Genomic DNA, 14877 nt, shown 5'->3' with positions numbered 1-14877 from the left:
GCGCAGAGCGGGCCTCACAACGGGCGGGCGAGCTTACTTGATGACGTACCCGTGCATGATGGTCATGACGGCCGCGACGCTTTGCTCGCGGGTGCGTTCCGGATTGTAGGTTTGCCGGTCGAGGCCCACCACGAAGATGGCACCAAAAATCGCCGCCTCCAAGGATCCGCGGGCAATACTCTCATCAACCTTGTAGTCCGATGCGACGCCCTCCACTGCAGAGCCGATCACGGCCAGGAGTTCAGCGCGGAGCTCGGCGAACACCGCGCCCCACTCGCCCGGAGTGCGCCAGTTTTCGCTGACCCACAGGCGGGCGAAGGATGGATAGTCGTCCATGAACTCCATGGCCTGCCCCACCATGTTATTCATGGATTCCAAGGGATCGTTGGCCTGGCCGCGGACGTCCTGCAGCCGGACCAGCATGATGTCCACACCGTGCCGCAAAAGCTGCGCTATGAGGTCGGACTTGCTGCCGAAGTTGTAGTACACGGTCCCTTTGGACACTCCGGCGGCGGCCGCGATTTCGTCCACGGTCACCCCCGCAGCGCCGCGCTCGCCGATCAACTCCATGGAGGCCTCGAACAGGCGCTGCTTGGTGGCGTTGGTGCGGCCCGGGCGGAGTTTCTTCTCCGCAGGACCGGACGTGCCGGCAGTGGAAGGGGCCGGCTCGGTGGTGCTCATACTGCGATCTCCGGCTTCAGCGTCTTGAGGGTCCACATCTTGTGCTTGCGGACGGCGAGCGTTGACAGTGCCGCTCCCAGCAAAGTGTATCCAAGCAGCCCCAGTACCGTGGGCCAGATCATGCTGAGCTCACCGCCGTAGATCAGGTGCCGCATGCCGGTGACCACATACCCCATGGGCAAGACTTGGTGTACAACATGGAGCGGCATGGGCGTGGTCTGCCATGGGAACGTTCCGCCCGAGGACACCAGCTGCAGGACCAGCAGGATCAGCACCACGAACTTTCCGGGTGTTCCCATGAGCGCCACGATCCCTTGGATGATCGCGCTGAACGCCATCACCGCTGCCAGCATGAAGAGCCACATCCCGATGGGGTGCGCGGGGTTCAAGCCGAGGCCCAGATTCACCACGAGGGTGAGGATGGTGGCCTGCAGCACCGAGACAACGAAAAACGGCAGCCAGCCTCCGACGGCGATTTTCCAGGCGGGGGCGTTCGACGCCAGGGCCCGTTGGGTGATGGGTCGCATGGCCTGGACCAGCATGAATACACCGATCCACAGTGCGAGGGTCAGGAAGAAGGGCGCCAAGCCGGCACCGTAGGAGCCTGCCTTGGCTTGGGAGACGTTGTCCACGGCGACAGGATCCGCGATCACCTTGGACACGCTGTTCTTCTGCTCGTCGTTCGGGTTGGGGATTTCTCCCGCGCCCTTGGCGAGCTCGGAGGCCAAGGTCTGCGCGCCGTTGAAAGCTGTCACCCCGCCACTGGCAAGCTGTCCGGCGCCGTCGTCCAGCTGGTGGGCGCCGTCGTCGAGCTTGGCTGTACCGTCCAGGGCGGTCTGCTGCCCGGCGGCCAACGTTGAGGCGCCCGCGTTCAGCTGTCCGGCGCCGTCCGCTGCCTGGGAGATCGCGTCGGTCAGGGCTGGTGTCGCAGCGGCGAGCTTGGATGCTCCGTCGCTCACGGCGGCTGAACCGTCGGAGAGTTGTTGGATTTTGGCGGCATCGCCGGCGATCTTGGACTTCGCGTCCGTTACAGGGCTCGACGCTGCGGCAGCGTCAAAGTCCGCCAGGACCTTATCGGCCTGCTCCTGCGTCAGGACGCCGGCAGTCACCAGCCGCGCGTTCGATTCCACCACGCGGTTGCGGAGGCCCTTGTCTGCCGCTTCGAGTTGCCCGACGACGTCCTGGACTTTCGCGTTCAGCTCCGCGTTTCCGGCGGCTACTTGCGCCGCGCCGTCGGCTAGTTTCTGCGAATCGGCCGGAAGGGTAGCGGTTCTGTTTTTGAGCTCGGTCAGGCCTGAACTTAGCTGGCCGGCACCTGTGTTCAGCTGCACGGCGCCATCCCGCAATTGGGTCTGCCCGGCCACGAGTTGGTCGGCGCCAGTGGCCAGTTCGGTAGTGCCGCCGTGCAGTGTTGCGGCGCCGTCGCTGAGTTTGCCGACGCCCGTGGCCAGCTCGGAGGCGCCATCGGCAGCCTTCACGATGGACGCGTGGATGGTGCCGAAACCGGTGAGGAGCTGGTTGGCTGTTTCCTCGCCCACCTCCTTTGCCACTGTGGAGTGAACCGCGGTGGTGAGTTTGTCCACGATGGTGCTCAGGAGGTAGTTGTTGGCATCGTTGGTGGTGACGTGCAGCATGGCCTGGTTAGCGGCGTCGAAGCTGCCGGGCGAGACCAAATTGGCGGAGAAATCCTTGGGGATGCGCAGCGCAAAGGCGTACTCACCCGTACGGACACCAGCATCGGCATCCTCGGCGCTGGAGACCTGTTTCCAGTTGAAGACATGGCCCTCGACCAGGCTGTCGGCTACTTTCCTGCCGGCCTGAAGTTCGGTGCCATCCGATGACGTGGCTCCGGTATCTTCCACCACCAGTGCGGCGTCGATCTGGTTCAGGTTGCCATACGGATCCCAGTTCGCATAGAGGTACACGGCGCCGTAGAGCAGCGGAACCATGGTCAGGGCGAGGATGGTCAGCTTGGGCAGGAGCCCGCCGGTCATGCGCTTGAGTTCGGAGCGGGCCAGCCGCAGAACAGTCACTTTGCAGTCCTTTGAAGGTTTTCGGATTCAGGTTGGGCCGCTGCTGTGCTGGCTGCGGGTGTTGTAGGCGCCGCATGGGCAGCGTGCTTGGCTTTGGGCTCGACGACGGTGGCCGGCTCTGGTTGGGCCGCTGCGGTTTGGGCCGGTTTGACCAGTGCGGGGGCGGGTTCCGTTCCGGGTTCAGGCGGGTGCGAGACGGAGTTGCCGATCACCGCAGCGGCACCGGTCCAATTCCCCGGAAGGGCACCCACGACGGCGACGACGGCAAGCGGCCGCCCGGCGTCGGACGCCAATGCTTCAAGTCGGGGCAGCCACGCTGCCGGATCGGCACTATGGCGGTCCGGGGAGTCGACCACCAGGAGGTCTGTAGCTGGATCTGCCAGGGCGAGCGCGGTCAGAAGCTCCAGCCGCCGGGCCGCGGGAATCTGTTCTATCCAGAGGCCCGCAATGTCTTCGAAGCTGTTGACCTTCAGCCACGGCTTGCTCAGCAGCGCGCCGCGGTAACGGCGGGGGATGAGGGAGAGGTCCTCGGTGACCAGATCGCGGACGCTGAGGTGCTGCTCGGGTTCATTGACGCCGGGGGAGTCCACCAAGGCGCTGACGAGGCGGATCTTCTTGGTCTTGGTGGTGGTGTCCCAGCTGAGGACGCCGTTGCTTGGCTTCATGCGACCGCTCAAAGCCAGCGCCAAAGCGGTCCGCTGATCCTGGCCCTCTCCTGCGACGAGCAGGAGTTCGCCGCGGCGGACTTGGAGTGACGTTGCCGGAAGGAGATCGTCCCGGCGGCCGTTGATCTGGAGTTGCTGTACGGACAGCACAATGAAGCCTTTCGCAGAAATGGTGTCTGCTGAAAGTCTAACTAAACTGACCAGTCAGTTCAAATAGAGATTTAGAGTCCGTACTTCTCCAGAAGCCTCAGCCATACTTCGCTGATGGTGGGATAGGACGGAACTGCGTGCCAGAGGCGGTCCAGCGGGACTTCGCCCACTATCGCGATTGTTGCTGAGTGGAGTAACTCCGCCACTCCCGGGCCCACGAACGTGGCACCAAGGATGACCTTCCGGTCTTCGTCCACCACGATTTGCGCCCAGCCCTTGTAGTCAGGGGAGTGAAGTTGGGAGCCCGAGACGTTGATGGGGAGTTCCACGCCGGTGACATTCTTACCCTGAAGCAGCGCCTGCTCCAGGCTGGGGCCAACTGAGGCAACCTCGGGATCGGTGAACACCACGCTCGGAACAGCATGATCGTTGGCGGTATGCGCCCAAGGGCTCCACGGTTGGGGCGCCCCTTTGAGCTTGCCGTTGGCCCGGGCGACGATCGCATCACCCGTAGCGCGGGCCTCGTATTTGCCCTGATGGGTGAGGAGGACCTTGCCGGCGGCGTCCCCGGCAGCGTAAAGCCACAATCCGCTGGTTCCATCACTGGCTGGGCCTTCCACCAGGCCGCTGGCTTCGGTGGTGAGTCGGAGGGGTTTGCCGTCCTGTGCTTCCACGCCTACATTTTCCAGCCCCAGATTGGCCAGAGCGGGATGTCGTCCCGAGGCCACCAGTAGTTTGTCCGCCGAAAGCGACTTGCCCTCGAACGTAACTGTCACTGAGCCGTCGTCGTTCTTCTCCGTTTTCTCCACATCAGTGTGGACGTGGACAGTGACGCCGTCGGCGCGAAGCCCGGCCAGCACCAGGTTGGCGGCTTCCTCCGGGTAGCTGCTCAGCAAACGGCCGCGGGCAATCAACGTGACGTCCGAGCCGAGGCGGGCAAATGCCTGGGCCATCTCCACGCCCGCCACGCCGCCGCCGAGCACCACGAAACGCTTCGGCACTTCCTTGGCTGCCGTGGCGCCGCGGGTTGTCCAGAAGGGTACGTCTTTCAGGCCGTCAATATCCGGGATGGTGGGAGTTGAACCTGTCGCGATCACCACTGCATGATGGGCTTTGAGCGCGTAGCTGTTGCCGTCGAGCCCATCCACCTGGACCTCGCGAGGACCTGTAATACGTCCCCGCCCGCGGATCAACTCAATGCCGGCGCTGTCCAGCCATTCAACCTGGCTGCCGTCCTGCCAATTATTGGTGAACCAGTCCCGATGCTTCAGCGCGGCCTCTGCATCTATGGTTCCGGTGATTGCCTCTTTCGCCCCGGGGACCACTTGGGCGGCGTGGAGTACGTTCCCTGGCCGGAGCAGTGCCTTGGACGGGATGCACGCCCAGTAAGAGCACTCGCCCCCTACCAATTCGCTCTCGACAATCACCGCCGTCAAGCCGCCGCGGACCACCCGGTCCGCCACGTTTTCCCCGACGGCGCCCGCGCCGATCACGATTACATCGAATTCCCGGGAGCTCTCGGCAGTCATGGGGAAAGCCTACGCCCGCTCCCTGAGCGTTGTGAGGCCCGGTTTGCGCGCTTGGCGTGGGTTTTGGCGCGCAGAGCAGGCCCCGCAACGCAGGCCCTTTCGTTGTGAGGCCCGGTTTGCGCGCTTGGCGTGGGTTTTGGGGCGCAGAGCAGGCCCCGCAACGCAGGCCTACGCGTGCATCGCACCTTTGAACCAACCCGTGATGCTTGCCGGATGCGTGATCGCGGTGCCGACCACCACGGCAAAGGCACCGGCGTCCAAGGCTTGCCGGGCGTGGGACGGGGTATGGATCCGGCCTTCTGCGATCACCGGCTTGCCCAAGTCCACGGAAGCGATCTGCTCCAACAGCTCCAAGTCCGGGCCGTCAGTCTTGGGGCGCTCGCCGGTGTAGCCGGACAGAGTATTGCCGATCAGGTCAGCGCCGGCCTCCACTGCGGCAACTGCGTCGTCGAATGAGCCGCAATCAGCCATGACCAACGCATGGGATTCCGCGTGAATTCCGGCAATGGTCCCGGCCAGGGAAAGCCCGTCCGGCCGTTCCCGACGCGTTCCGTCGATCGCCACAATATGCGCGCCGGCGTTCGCCACGGCAAGGGCATGGCGAAGAGTCGGGGTGATGAAGACGCCGTCGTGACCGTCCTTCCAGAGACCAATGACAGGAACCTCGACGGCGGCACGCGTGAACTGCACGTCGGCCAACCCTTGGACACGGATCGCCGCAGCGCCGCCGATGACTGCCGATGCGGCTACTTGAGCGGTGGTTCGCGGATCGCGCATGGGCTCGCCGGGGTATGCCTGGCAGGAGACGATCAGTTGGGAACGGAGGGCCTCAAGGCCTTCCGGGGTGAGAATCATGGGGTCTCCCTTACTTAAAGAACGAGTTTTGCGGCGCCGACAATGGCGGCGGTGTTGCCCAGGGTCGCCCTAACCACCGGAACCGAAACCAGTGGTGCCAGCAGTTCCTGGCGCAAGGCAAACTCCATGGGTTTCCACCAGAGATCACCGGCGTCGGCCAGCCCACCGGAGATCACCACCGTTTCAGGGTCAAGGATGTTGATGAGCCCGCCCACGGCCTGCCCGGCTGCGGAAGCGCCAACTGCGATAGCACTCAAAGCGGCGGCGCGGCTGTTCGCAGAAGCTGCGGCAGCACCGTCGTCGTGCGCTTCCGCAGCAGCCAGCGCAAAGACGCCCCGGGTATCCGCCGCATCCAAGGCAAATCCTCCGAAGCGCAAAAACGACTCATAAACCGCGGGCCCCGAAGAGATCGCCTCAACGTGCCCGGAACCATCGCACACGCACGGCAGCGGTGTGCCATCAGACGTGGCGTAAGGCGAGGCAAAATGACCCACGTGCCCGCCTACAAAACGGTGGCCCAAAACAGGTGCGCCGTCCAGGACAAAGCTCCCGCCAACACCAGTTCCGAAAGCCACCATGAGCGAACTTGACGAACCAGCGGCAGCGCCCAGCCACGCTTCGCCGAGGGCATGGGCGTGGACGTCGTTGACGGCGCGCACGGCCCGCACCGCCGGGGCAGCGAGCGAAAGACGGGAACACAACCCGGCAATGAGGGAAGTCCCGGCCCAGCCATGAATCGCGTCGGTCGCAGATACAACAGCCCCGGAAGAAGCGTCAATAACCCCGGCGGAGCCGATACCGACGCCGGAAACCGACATTCCAGCGTCGGCAGCGCGCTCCGCCAAGCCTGCGATCAGCGCAGCGGTCGCGTCGAGGATGGCTTCGCCGCCGGCCCGGTTCAAGGTGGGAATGGTCTTCAACATCAGCACTTCGCCGGAAGGGGCAACAACCCCGGCGGCAGTTTTGGTGCCGCCGAGGTCAACGCCGATCACGTGGTTTATGGAAGCGGTCATGGAATACCTAGACCAGTCCGTTCCGCTCCAGGATTTCGCGGATCGCAGCAGTCTCGGATTCGTTCAACGAAAGCATCGGCGAGCTCATGGTGTTGGACTCGATGACGCCCATTACCTGCAGGGCGGTCTTGAACGCACCCAAGCCCGCAGCGCCGCCGGAGACACGGCCGTTGGGGGTGTAGACGATCTCGAAGACGTCGGCCAGGCGGTCCTGCTCCCTTGCTGCGAGTGCCCAGTCACCTGCCTGGGCGGCATCGAACAGGCGTCGGTAACCGGCCGGGTCAACATTGCCGAGACCCGGAACAACGCCCTGCGCACCGCCCAGGAGGGCGCCGTCCACCACAACTTCGTGACCGGTGAAGATGTCGAAGTTGGGGACGTCCTTCGCTGCGAGGAGGAGCTGGCGGAAGGAGACGTCATCGCCCGAGGAGTCCTTGACGCCGGCAATGACGCCGTCACGGCCGAGGCGGACCAGCAGGTCTGTGGGCAGCTTGAAGTGCGTGCGGACCGGAACGTCGTACGCGAAGATCGGCTTCTCGATGGCGGCGTGGATGCTGCGGAAGTGGGTCTCGGTTTCTGCGGCGTTGCCAATGGCGTAGTACATGGAGGTGACAACGATCGCGTCGGCGCCGAGGTCAACTACCTTGCGTGCTTCTTCGATGACGCGGTGGGTGGTTTGCTCATTGGCGCCCACGATCAAGGGAACCGCACCGGCGTTGGCGTCCGCGATGGTGGAGACCACCACCTCGCGCTCGTCATTGGTCAGATAAGGCACTTCGCCGGACGAGCCGAGGACGAAAAGTCCGGAGACACCGCCGTCGATCAGGTGCTTGGTGACATTCTTCAGCGACGCGGTGTCGAGGCTGCCGTCGGCGTGGCGGGGAGTGATGACCGGGGGGATAACGCCCTGGAACTGAGTGGACACAGAATTCTCCGTTGTTTGTAGCTTGTGAAGGGAAAAACTAGATGTGGAGCAGGCTCGGTGCGGCGCCGAGCAGCTTCTTGGTGTAGTCGTTGCTCGGGTTGTCGAAGACCTGGGTGGCTGTGCCTTGCTCGACGATTTTGCCGAAGTACATGACGCAGATGCGGTCGGAGACATAGCGGACGGTCTGGATATCGTGCGAGATGAAAACCATGCCCAGGTTCAGCTGCTTCTTCAGGTCGGACAGCAGGTTCAGGACCTGCGCGCGAACGGAAACGTCCAATGCCGACGTCGGCTCGTCAGCCACGATGATGTCCGGATCCAACGCCAGTGCTCGGGCTATCGCCACGCGCTGGCGCTGACCACCGGAAACCTGCGACGGCGTCACCTCGGCTGCCGATTGCGGCAAGCCCACCAGGGCCAATAGTTCCTCGACCCTGGCAGCACGGGAAGCCGCGTTGCCGATGCCGTGGATCTGCAGGGGATCGGTGAGGATGTCCTGGATGGTCATGCGCGGATTCAGCGCGGTGGCCGGGTCCTGGAAGACCACGGAAACAGAGCGGCCGAACTCCTTGCGCATGGCCGCGTTCCGCTTGATGGCAGGCTTTCCGTGGAACAAGACCTTGCCCGACGTCGGCGGCTGAAGTCCCACGAGCACTGAAGCGAGCGTGGACTTGCCGCAGCCGGACTCACCCACAATTCCCACGGTTTCGCCGCGGCTGATGGTGAAGTCCACGCCGTCCACTGCTTTGACGATGGTCGGACGGAACAGCCCACCGGTTCGTGCGTGGTGGTAGACCTTCACGTCCTGGAGTTCGATGACCGGCTTTCCCGTTGACAGACTCATTTCGCGTCCTCCTTCAAATGGCTCGCCCAGTAGTGGTCGGCATCGTGGCCGCTCGCGGAGTCAACCGGAGAAACACTGGTGAGGACCAGTTTTTGGTGGGGATCGGCGTCGGCGCGCAGCGAGCGGGCAGCGAAGCGGTCTCCCGTGGCGAAGTCCCTCGGGGAGGGGACCGTGCCGGGGATCTGGTGCAGTCGGACGGCGTCGGCCTCGATGGAGAGAACAGCGCCGAGCAAGCCGCGGGTGTATTCGTGCTTGGGGTTCTGCAGGAGCTCGGAGGCCTGTGCGGATTCCACCACCTGGCCCGCGTACATCACGGTGATCCGGTGGGCGAGGGAGGCCACCAAGGCGAGGTCGTGGCTGACGAACACCATGGCGAAACCGAGCTGCTCACGGAGTTCGTTGAGCAGGTCCACCACCTGCTTCTGGACCGTGACGTCCAAGGCAGTGGTGGGTTCATCGGCAACCACGATCTTGGGCGAGCGGGACAGGGCCATGGCGATCAACACCCGCTGGCGTTGGCCGCCGGAGAGCTCATGCGGGTAGCTGGCGAGGGTCCGGACGGGATCCAGTTTCACCATTTCCAGCAGCTCGGCGGGAGACTTGCGGCCGCCGCGCTTGGTGAGCTGCTGCATCTGGTCCTTGATCTTCATGGACGGGTTCAGCGAGCTCAACGCGTCCTGGTAGACCATGGCGATCTGCTCACCCCGGAGGCCCACATAGGCCTTGGGGTCGCTGTGCTTGGTGTCCGAATTCAGGAGTTCCTTGCCATCGAAGGTGATGGATCCGGTGACCTGGGCGGTCTTCGGCAGGAGGCCCATCACAGCCAGCGAGGTGATCGACTTGCCGCAACCCGACTCGCCAACCAGGCCCATGGTCTCGCCTTCGCGGACGGCGAAGGAGACGTTATCCACGATTGCGATGTCACCAAAGCGGCCCGGGAAGCGGATGGACAGGTTCTTTACCTCGAGCACGTTGCGTGCCTCGGGGGAAACCTGGGGGAGGCGGTCTGTGCGCTTGGCTTCGATGGCGGCCAGGAGTTCCAGTTCGCGATCCAACAGGAGGTGCGGGTTGGCGGCGGCCACCTTCACGTCGGTGAGGACGGCTGAGGTGCCAACACCAGAAGTGACTGTGTCCCCGGAAGCCGCACGGACGCCGTCGAGCTCGTGTTCCTCAACCACCGAAGGCTGGGCCACAGAGGTTGCCACCTCGGTGTCCACGGCTACACCTGCTACTGCTGCCGACGCGCCGTCGTCGTCCTTCACTGCCGGTGCGCGGCGCAGCTTCGGGTTCACCATGGCGTCGGTGAGGCCCTCGGCCAGGATGTTCAGGGAAAGTACGGTCAGCAGGATGGTCACACCGGCGAAGGTGGTGGCCCACCAACCGCCGGACAGGACAAGGTTGCGGCCATAGGAAATCACGTTGCCCCATGATGGCGCGGGGTCCTGAACGCCGGCGCCCAGGAAGGAGAGCGAGGCTTCGAGGATGATGGCGTCGGCAACCATCACCGTGGCGAACACCAGCACGGGGGCGGCGGTGTTCCGGACGATGTGCTTGACCAGGATGTAGAAGCGGCCGGCGCCGATCACGCGCTCAGCGCGGACGTAGTCCTCGCCGTACTGTGCCAGCACGTTGGCGCGGACCACGCGGGCCAGTTGGGGGGTGTAGATGATGGCGATCGCAATGATGATGGTGGGAACCGAGTTGCCGAATGCCGCCAGCAACACAGCAGCCAGGGCAATGCCCGGGAACGCCATGAGGATGTCCATGAGGCGCATGATGATCTCATTCACGGACTTGCTGGACGTCGCGGCGAAGGAGCCCAGGAGCGCGCCTGCCAGGATGGCCAGTGCAACGGCGCCAAGGCCGATCAGGAGCGAGGACTGCGCGCCAAAGAGGAGGCGCGAGAAGATATCGCGGCCCAGTCGATCAGTGCCGAAGAAGTGTTCAGCGCCCGGCGGAGTGGCAGGAATGAACGTCTCCAACGGATCATGCGGGGCGATGACCGGCGCGAAAATGGCCGCCAGGACAATCATGATGAGGAAGAGCAGAGCGATACGGGAGCCCCAGGGCAGGGCTTTGAAACGAATGCCCGGGGCACTTAGCCGTTCTGCGAGCTTGCTGCGCATGAGCTATACCGTCCTGATTCGGGGGTTGATGAGCAGGTAGAGAAGGTCCACCACGATGTTCACCACAACGAAGGTGACCGAGATGGTGAGCACCACGCCCTGGACCAGGTTGACGTCCAGGTTGGTGATGCCGTTGAGGATCAGCTGGCCCATGCCGGGCAGGGCGAAGATCATTTCAATCACGACGGCGCCGCCCAGCAGGTAGCCCACGCGGAGTCCCAGCACGGTCACGGGGGTGACGAGCGCGTTGCGGAGGACGTTCCTGGAGACAACCTCGCGGTACGGGACGCCGTTGCCGATGGCTGTGCGGACGTAGTCGCGGTCCAGTTCTTCCACCATGGAGGTACGGACCACGCGGATCAGCGACGCTGACACAGGGATGCCGAGCGCCAGGGCAGGAAGGGCCATGGAGTTGAGCCAACCGCCGAAACCGGACTCCGGCGTCGCAATTCCGCCTGAGGGGAACATGGGGTTGGCACCGAGCGCGAACCACTGAATGAGCAGGATGCCCAGCCAGAATGACGGCGTAGCGATCGCGGCGATGGAGAAGACGCGGACCAACTGGTCCTGCCACTTATCGCGATGGAGCGCGCCGAGGATGCCGAACGCGAGCGAGAGCACAATCGCGATCAGGACACCAAGGAAGGTGAGCTGCAGCGTCAGGGGGAAGGCCGAGCCGATCATGGAAGCCACCGACTTGGCCGGCGGAGTTGTGACGCCGAGATCCAGCTGCAGGAGCTTGCCGAGGAATCGGAAGTACTGCAGGACCAGGGGATCGTTGAGGCCATTTTCCTGGCGGTACTGCTGCTTCGCTTCTTCACTGGCGCCGTCGCCGAGGGCCGAGCTGGCCTGGTCGCCGGGAGCAGCCTGCAGGACGAGGAAGACGAGCAACGTGATGCCCAGGATCATCAATGGCAATGCTGCAAGTCTGCGGCCGAGCAGACGCAATATCGTGACCAATTTGTTCTCCGGTTTGGTTGGGGTGCTGCTGGTTGTGGGGCCTGCTCTGCGCGTTATCCAGGGGATATAGCCCGCAGAGCAGGCCTCACAAACTCGAGGGGTGCTTAGGCGGTTCGTCCGACGTCGATGAATGACAATCCGGTGGTAGGCAGGGGCTGGAAGCCGCTGAGCTTCTTCTCGTCCCAGGCACTGGGCAGCTGGCGGTGGAGGATCGGGTACAGGGGGACCTCGTCGGAAACCATGTCCACGATTTCGCCCACGATCTTCTTTGCCTCTTCACCGGAAGCCTGCGAGCCCTTGTTCATGAGCTCTTGCAACTTGGTACGCTCCGGGGCGGTCCAGAAGGCGCGCTTGTCCATCCACGTTGCGCCCGAGTAGAACCAGCTCAGAAGGAGGTCTGCGTCGTTGCCGAACACCGATGGGTCGCCGGGGGCTGCCACCACGGAGAAGTCGCCCTTGCCAACGCGGTCGCTGTACAAGGCGCCGGACTGAAGGCTCTTGACCGTGACCTTGACGCCCGGGATCTTGTTCCAGGATTCGAGGATCAACGGGGCAACGTCCTTGACCCACGCGGTGTCCGTCGTGAGGAGTTCGAACTCGAGGTTGGTGACGCCGGCCTGCTTCAGCAGTTCCTCGGCCTTGGAAGTATCGAAGCCGTAGACGTTTTTGGCCTTGACGTAGTCCGGGTGGCCTTCCTGGAAGTAGGAAGTCGCGGCCTTGGCGTTACCGAACAGGGCCTTCTTGATGATGGCTTCCTTGTCCAGGCCGTAGTGCAGGGCCTGGCGGACCAGCTTGTTATCGAACGGGGCCTTGGCGCAGTTGAACATGAGGAACAGCAGGCCGAAGGACTGGACGGATTCCACCTTGACCTTGGACTTCAGGCCGTCGACATCAAGGTAAGGAACGTCTTCGATGGCCTGGACGCGGCCGGATTGGACCGCAGTGACCCGGGCCGCGGCATCGGAGAGCAGAAGCCAGGTCATGCCCTTGGCCAGTGCCGGCTTGGGGCCGTTGTAGTCGGCGAATGCTTCGAAGACGATCTTGTCGTCCTTGACTGCGGAGACCAGCTTGTAGGGGCCGGAGCCGATGGGTGAAGCGTCGAAGGCCTTCAGGTCTGTAGCCAGTGCCTTGGGGACAATCTTGACGACGGAAATGCGGGGACCGAAGCCGGGGAAGGCGTACTTAAGGGTGAACTCCACCGTCTTGGCGTCCAGGGGCTTGACGTCCTGGATGAAGGGGATGAACTGGGAGAACAAGGACTTGTTGGCTGGGTCCATGACGCGGGTGAAGGAGAAAGCAACGTCTTCGGTGGTGACGGGGGAGCCGTTGTGAAATTTGGCGCCGTCGCGGATGGTCACCTGGTAGGTGGTGTCGTTGACCTTCTTGGGATCTGTTGCGGCCAAGGCGTTGTAGGGCTGACGCGTGGCCGGGTGGAGTTCGATCAGGCCTTCAAAGGTATGCAGGTTCGCTGCCATCGGCGTGGCTCCGGATGAACTCAGGGGATCGAAACCGGTGGACAGCGCGTAAGAGATGCCCGCCTCAATGATGAGGTCCTTATTAACTGCTGCCGTGTTGGTGCCGGTGCCGGTAGTGGTGCTGGCAGCGCCGCCGCACGCGGAGAGGCTTGCCGTGAAGGCGGCTGCTGCACCAACTGCGCCGCTTAGCTTCAGGAAGTTCCGGCGGCTGGCATCGTTGACCAGCGGCAGGCTTTGGATCGTCTTGCTCATAGGGTGCCTCACCATTCACATTTATGGGTTATCGGATGTAGGACGTCCGATGCTCGTAGTGAAACTGTAAGGGCGGTCACAACGGAACGTCAAGTGAGAATGGCGTCTTAGGTTGCGCCTCTGCGCCTGGGGTATTGCCGACTGCGGCCGGCCCGGAACGGACATCTCAGGGATTTAGCGCCACATAGCTATGACGGAGGTGGGACATCCGATATTGTATGTTGCGAGTCACTCGTTCTTGCGTGGGCACTAAGCTCGCCTCAATATTAACACCGCACTTGTTTCCGGGATTGGCCTTCGTTGGCGCCGGGACAGGTGCATCGGCAAGGAGATAGCCATGACAACTTCCGGTGTGGTTCCGCAGGCGCGGTTCAGTGCACAGGCCCGGCTGCGCGCCTTGCAGTCGGACATTATGGAATTGATCCTTGAGCGCGAGCTCGAGGCGGGAGATCCATTGCCGACGGAGAGCGAGCTCTCCGTTGCCCTTGGCGTGGGGCGCAATACGCTTCGCGAATCCCTCAAGGTGCTCCAGGCCCTTGGGGTTATCGAGATCCGGCACGGCTTCGGCATGTTCGTGGCCCCGAGCAACTTTGATGCCCTGGCCGATGGGCTAACGTTCCGCGGGCGGCTCTCGCTTCGTCATCAGGGACTTGAAGCCCTCCAGTTGGTGGATGTCCGCCAGGCCCTTGAATCCGGATTGATTGGCTCCTCCATGGACGTCATGAGCAAGGAACAGCTCGCCTCCATCGAAGAAGCCGTGAAGCAGATGGAGGAGCTGGCCGCCGCCGGTGAGAACTTCGTCGCCGCCGATGCCGAGTTCCATCGCCGCCTTTTCGAACCTCTCAACAATGAACTCCTGATCAACCTCATGGGAGTCTTCTGGAAGGTCTACCGGAAAATCCACGTGGAGATCGGACCAGGCAACGAGGACCTGGAAAAAACCGCTGCCATGCACCGCAGCATCTATGCGGCAGTTGCCGCCGGCGACAAAGTCTCCGCTTCAGAGCTACTAAACCGGCACTTCGACGGCATACGCCGCCGCATCAGCGAGGCCGTGGGAGAGTAAGCGCTCCGCAGTCAACGCAAGGGCCGCCGTCGTACTTCTTTGGAAGGTACGACGGCGGCCCTTGCCGTTTCTGCGCGTGGGCCGCCTGCCGCTGCGCTCGGCGGGGCATGAAAAAAGACCCGCACCGGCGAACCGGTGCGGGTCTTTATCTGTGCGCCCAAAGGGATTCGAACCCCTGACCTTCTGTTCCGTAGACAGACGCTCTATCCAGCTGAGCTATGGGCGCATACCGTGTGATTTCCGGCGGTCTGTTTCTCTGACCCCCTCGAACCTCAATAAACTTTACAGAAGTTCATGTGAAGT

12 protein-coding genes and 1 tRNA gene are annotated in these 14877 nt (G+C 63.3%); 1 reads left to right on the top strand and 12 read right to left on the bottom strand.

All coding sequences use genetic code 11. The annotated features are described in order from the left end of the window. Positions 1-33: 33 nt before the first annotated feature. The 11 genes from ACLRGI_RS13650 to ACLRGI_RS13600 form a co-directional block, all read right to left on the bottom strand. Positions 34-681, bottom strand: a complete 648-nt coding sequence (locus ACLRGI_RS13650) for a TetR/AcrR family transcriptional regulator (RefSeq protein ID WP_419202180.1) — start codon at positions 679-681, stop codon at positions 34-36. Next, positions 678-2714, bottom strand: coding sequence for a YhgE/Pip family protein (locus ACLRGI_RS13645; RefSeq protein WP_419202179.1), 2037 nt, complete (start codon positions 2712-2714; stop codon positions 678-680). Before ACLRGI_RS13645 ends, ACLRGI_RS13650 begins: the two co-directional genes overlap by 4 nt. Further along, positions 2711-3529, bottom strand: coding sequence for a P-loop NTPase family protein (locus ACLRGI_RS13640; protein ID WP_419202178.1), 819 nt, complete (start codon positions 3527-3529; stop codon positions 2711-2713). The genes ACLRGI_RS13645 and ACLRGI_RS13640 overlap by 4 nt, the downstream gene beginning before the upstream one ends. 71 nt (positions 3530-3600) lie before the next feature. Further along, entirely contained in the window at positions 3601-5058 is a 1458-nt protein-coding gene (locus ACLRGI_RS13635; protein WP_419202177.1) for a dihydrolipoyl dehydrogenase family protein, read from the bottom strand. A gap of 168 nt (positions 5059-5226) precedes the next feature. Further along, positions 5227-5913: an N-acetylmannosamine-6-phosphate 2-epimerase gene (locus ACLRGI_RS13630; RefSeq protein ID WP_419202176.1), complete on the bottom strand. Its 687-nt coding sequence runs from the start codon at positions 5911-5913 to the stop codon at positions 5227-5229. 14 nt (positions 5914-5927) lie between these two features. Beyond that, a complete protein-coding gene (locus ACLRGI_RS13625) occupies positions 5928-6914 on the bottom strand; it encodes an ROK family protein (RefSeq protein WP_419202204.1) in 987 nt (328 codons plus the stop codon). A gap of 19 nt (positions 6915-6933) precedes the next feature. Next, positions 6934-7851, bottom strand: a complete 918-nt coding sequence (locus tag ACLRGI_RS13620) for a dihydrodipicolinate synthase family protein (RefSeq protein ID WP_419202175.1) — start codon at positions 7849-7851, stop codon at positions 6934-6936. 37 nt (positions 7852-7888) lie between these two features. Continuing rightward, positions 7889-8695: an ATP-binding cassette domain-containing protein gene (locus ACLRGI_RS13615; RefSeq protein ID WP_419202174.1), complete on the bottom strand. Its 807-nt coding sequence runs from the start codon at positions 8693-8695 to the stop codon at positions 7889-7891. Next, positions 8692-10821, bottom strand: coding sequence for a dipeptide/oligopeptide/nickel ABC transporter permease/ATP-binding protein (locus ACLRGI_RS13610; protein WP_419202173.1), 2130 nt, complete (start codon positions 10819-10821; stop codon positions 8692-8694). The genes ACLRGI_RS13615 and ACLRGI_RS13610 overlap by 4 nt, the downstream gene beginning before the upstream one ends. 3 nt (positions 10822-10824) lie before the next feature. Continuing rightward, entirely contained in the window at positions 10825-11781 is a 957-nt protein-coding gene (locus tag ACLRGI_RS13605; protein ID WP_419202172.1) for an ABC transporter permease, read from the bottom strand. Positions 11782-11885: 104 nt separating this feature from the next. Next, positions 11886-13523 (bottom strand): ABC transporter substrate-binding protein, encoded by a 1638-nt coding sequence (locus ACLRGI_RS13600; protein WP_419202171.1) that lies wholly within the window; start codon positions 13521-13523, stop codon positions 11886-11888. A gap of 322 nt (positions 13524-13845) precedes the next feature. Here ACLRGI_RS13600 and ACLRGI_RS13595 point away from each other — a divergent pair, with 322 nt between their 5' ends. Then, complete coding sequence (locus ACLRGI_RS13595) at positions 13846-14574, top strand: FadR/GntR family transcriptional regulator (protein ID WP_419202170.1); 729 nt, start codon at positions 13846-13848, stop codon at positions 14572-14574. A 152-nt stretch (positions 14575-14726) separates the two neighbouring features. Here ACLRGI_RS13595 and ACLRGI_RS13590 read toward each other — a convergent pair. Next, a tRNA-Arg gene (locus ACLRGI_RS13590) sits at positions 14727-14800 on the bottom strand. Positions 14801-14877: the final 77 nt, after the last annotated feature.

This window comes from Paenarthrobacter sp. PPS72 (assembly GCF_048537125.1).
Classification (GTDB): domain Bacteria; phylum Actinomycetota; class Actinomycetes; order Actinomycetales; family Micrococcaceae; genus Arthrobacter; species Arthrobacter nitroguajacolicus_E.
Note: the sequence above shows the minus strand (reverse complement) of the source record. Positions and strands in the feature narration are given on the sequence as shown.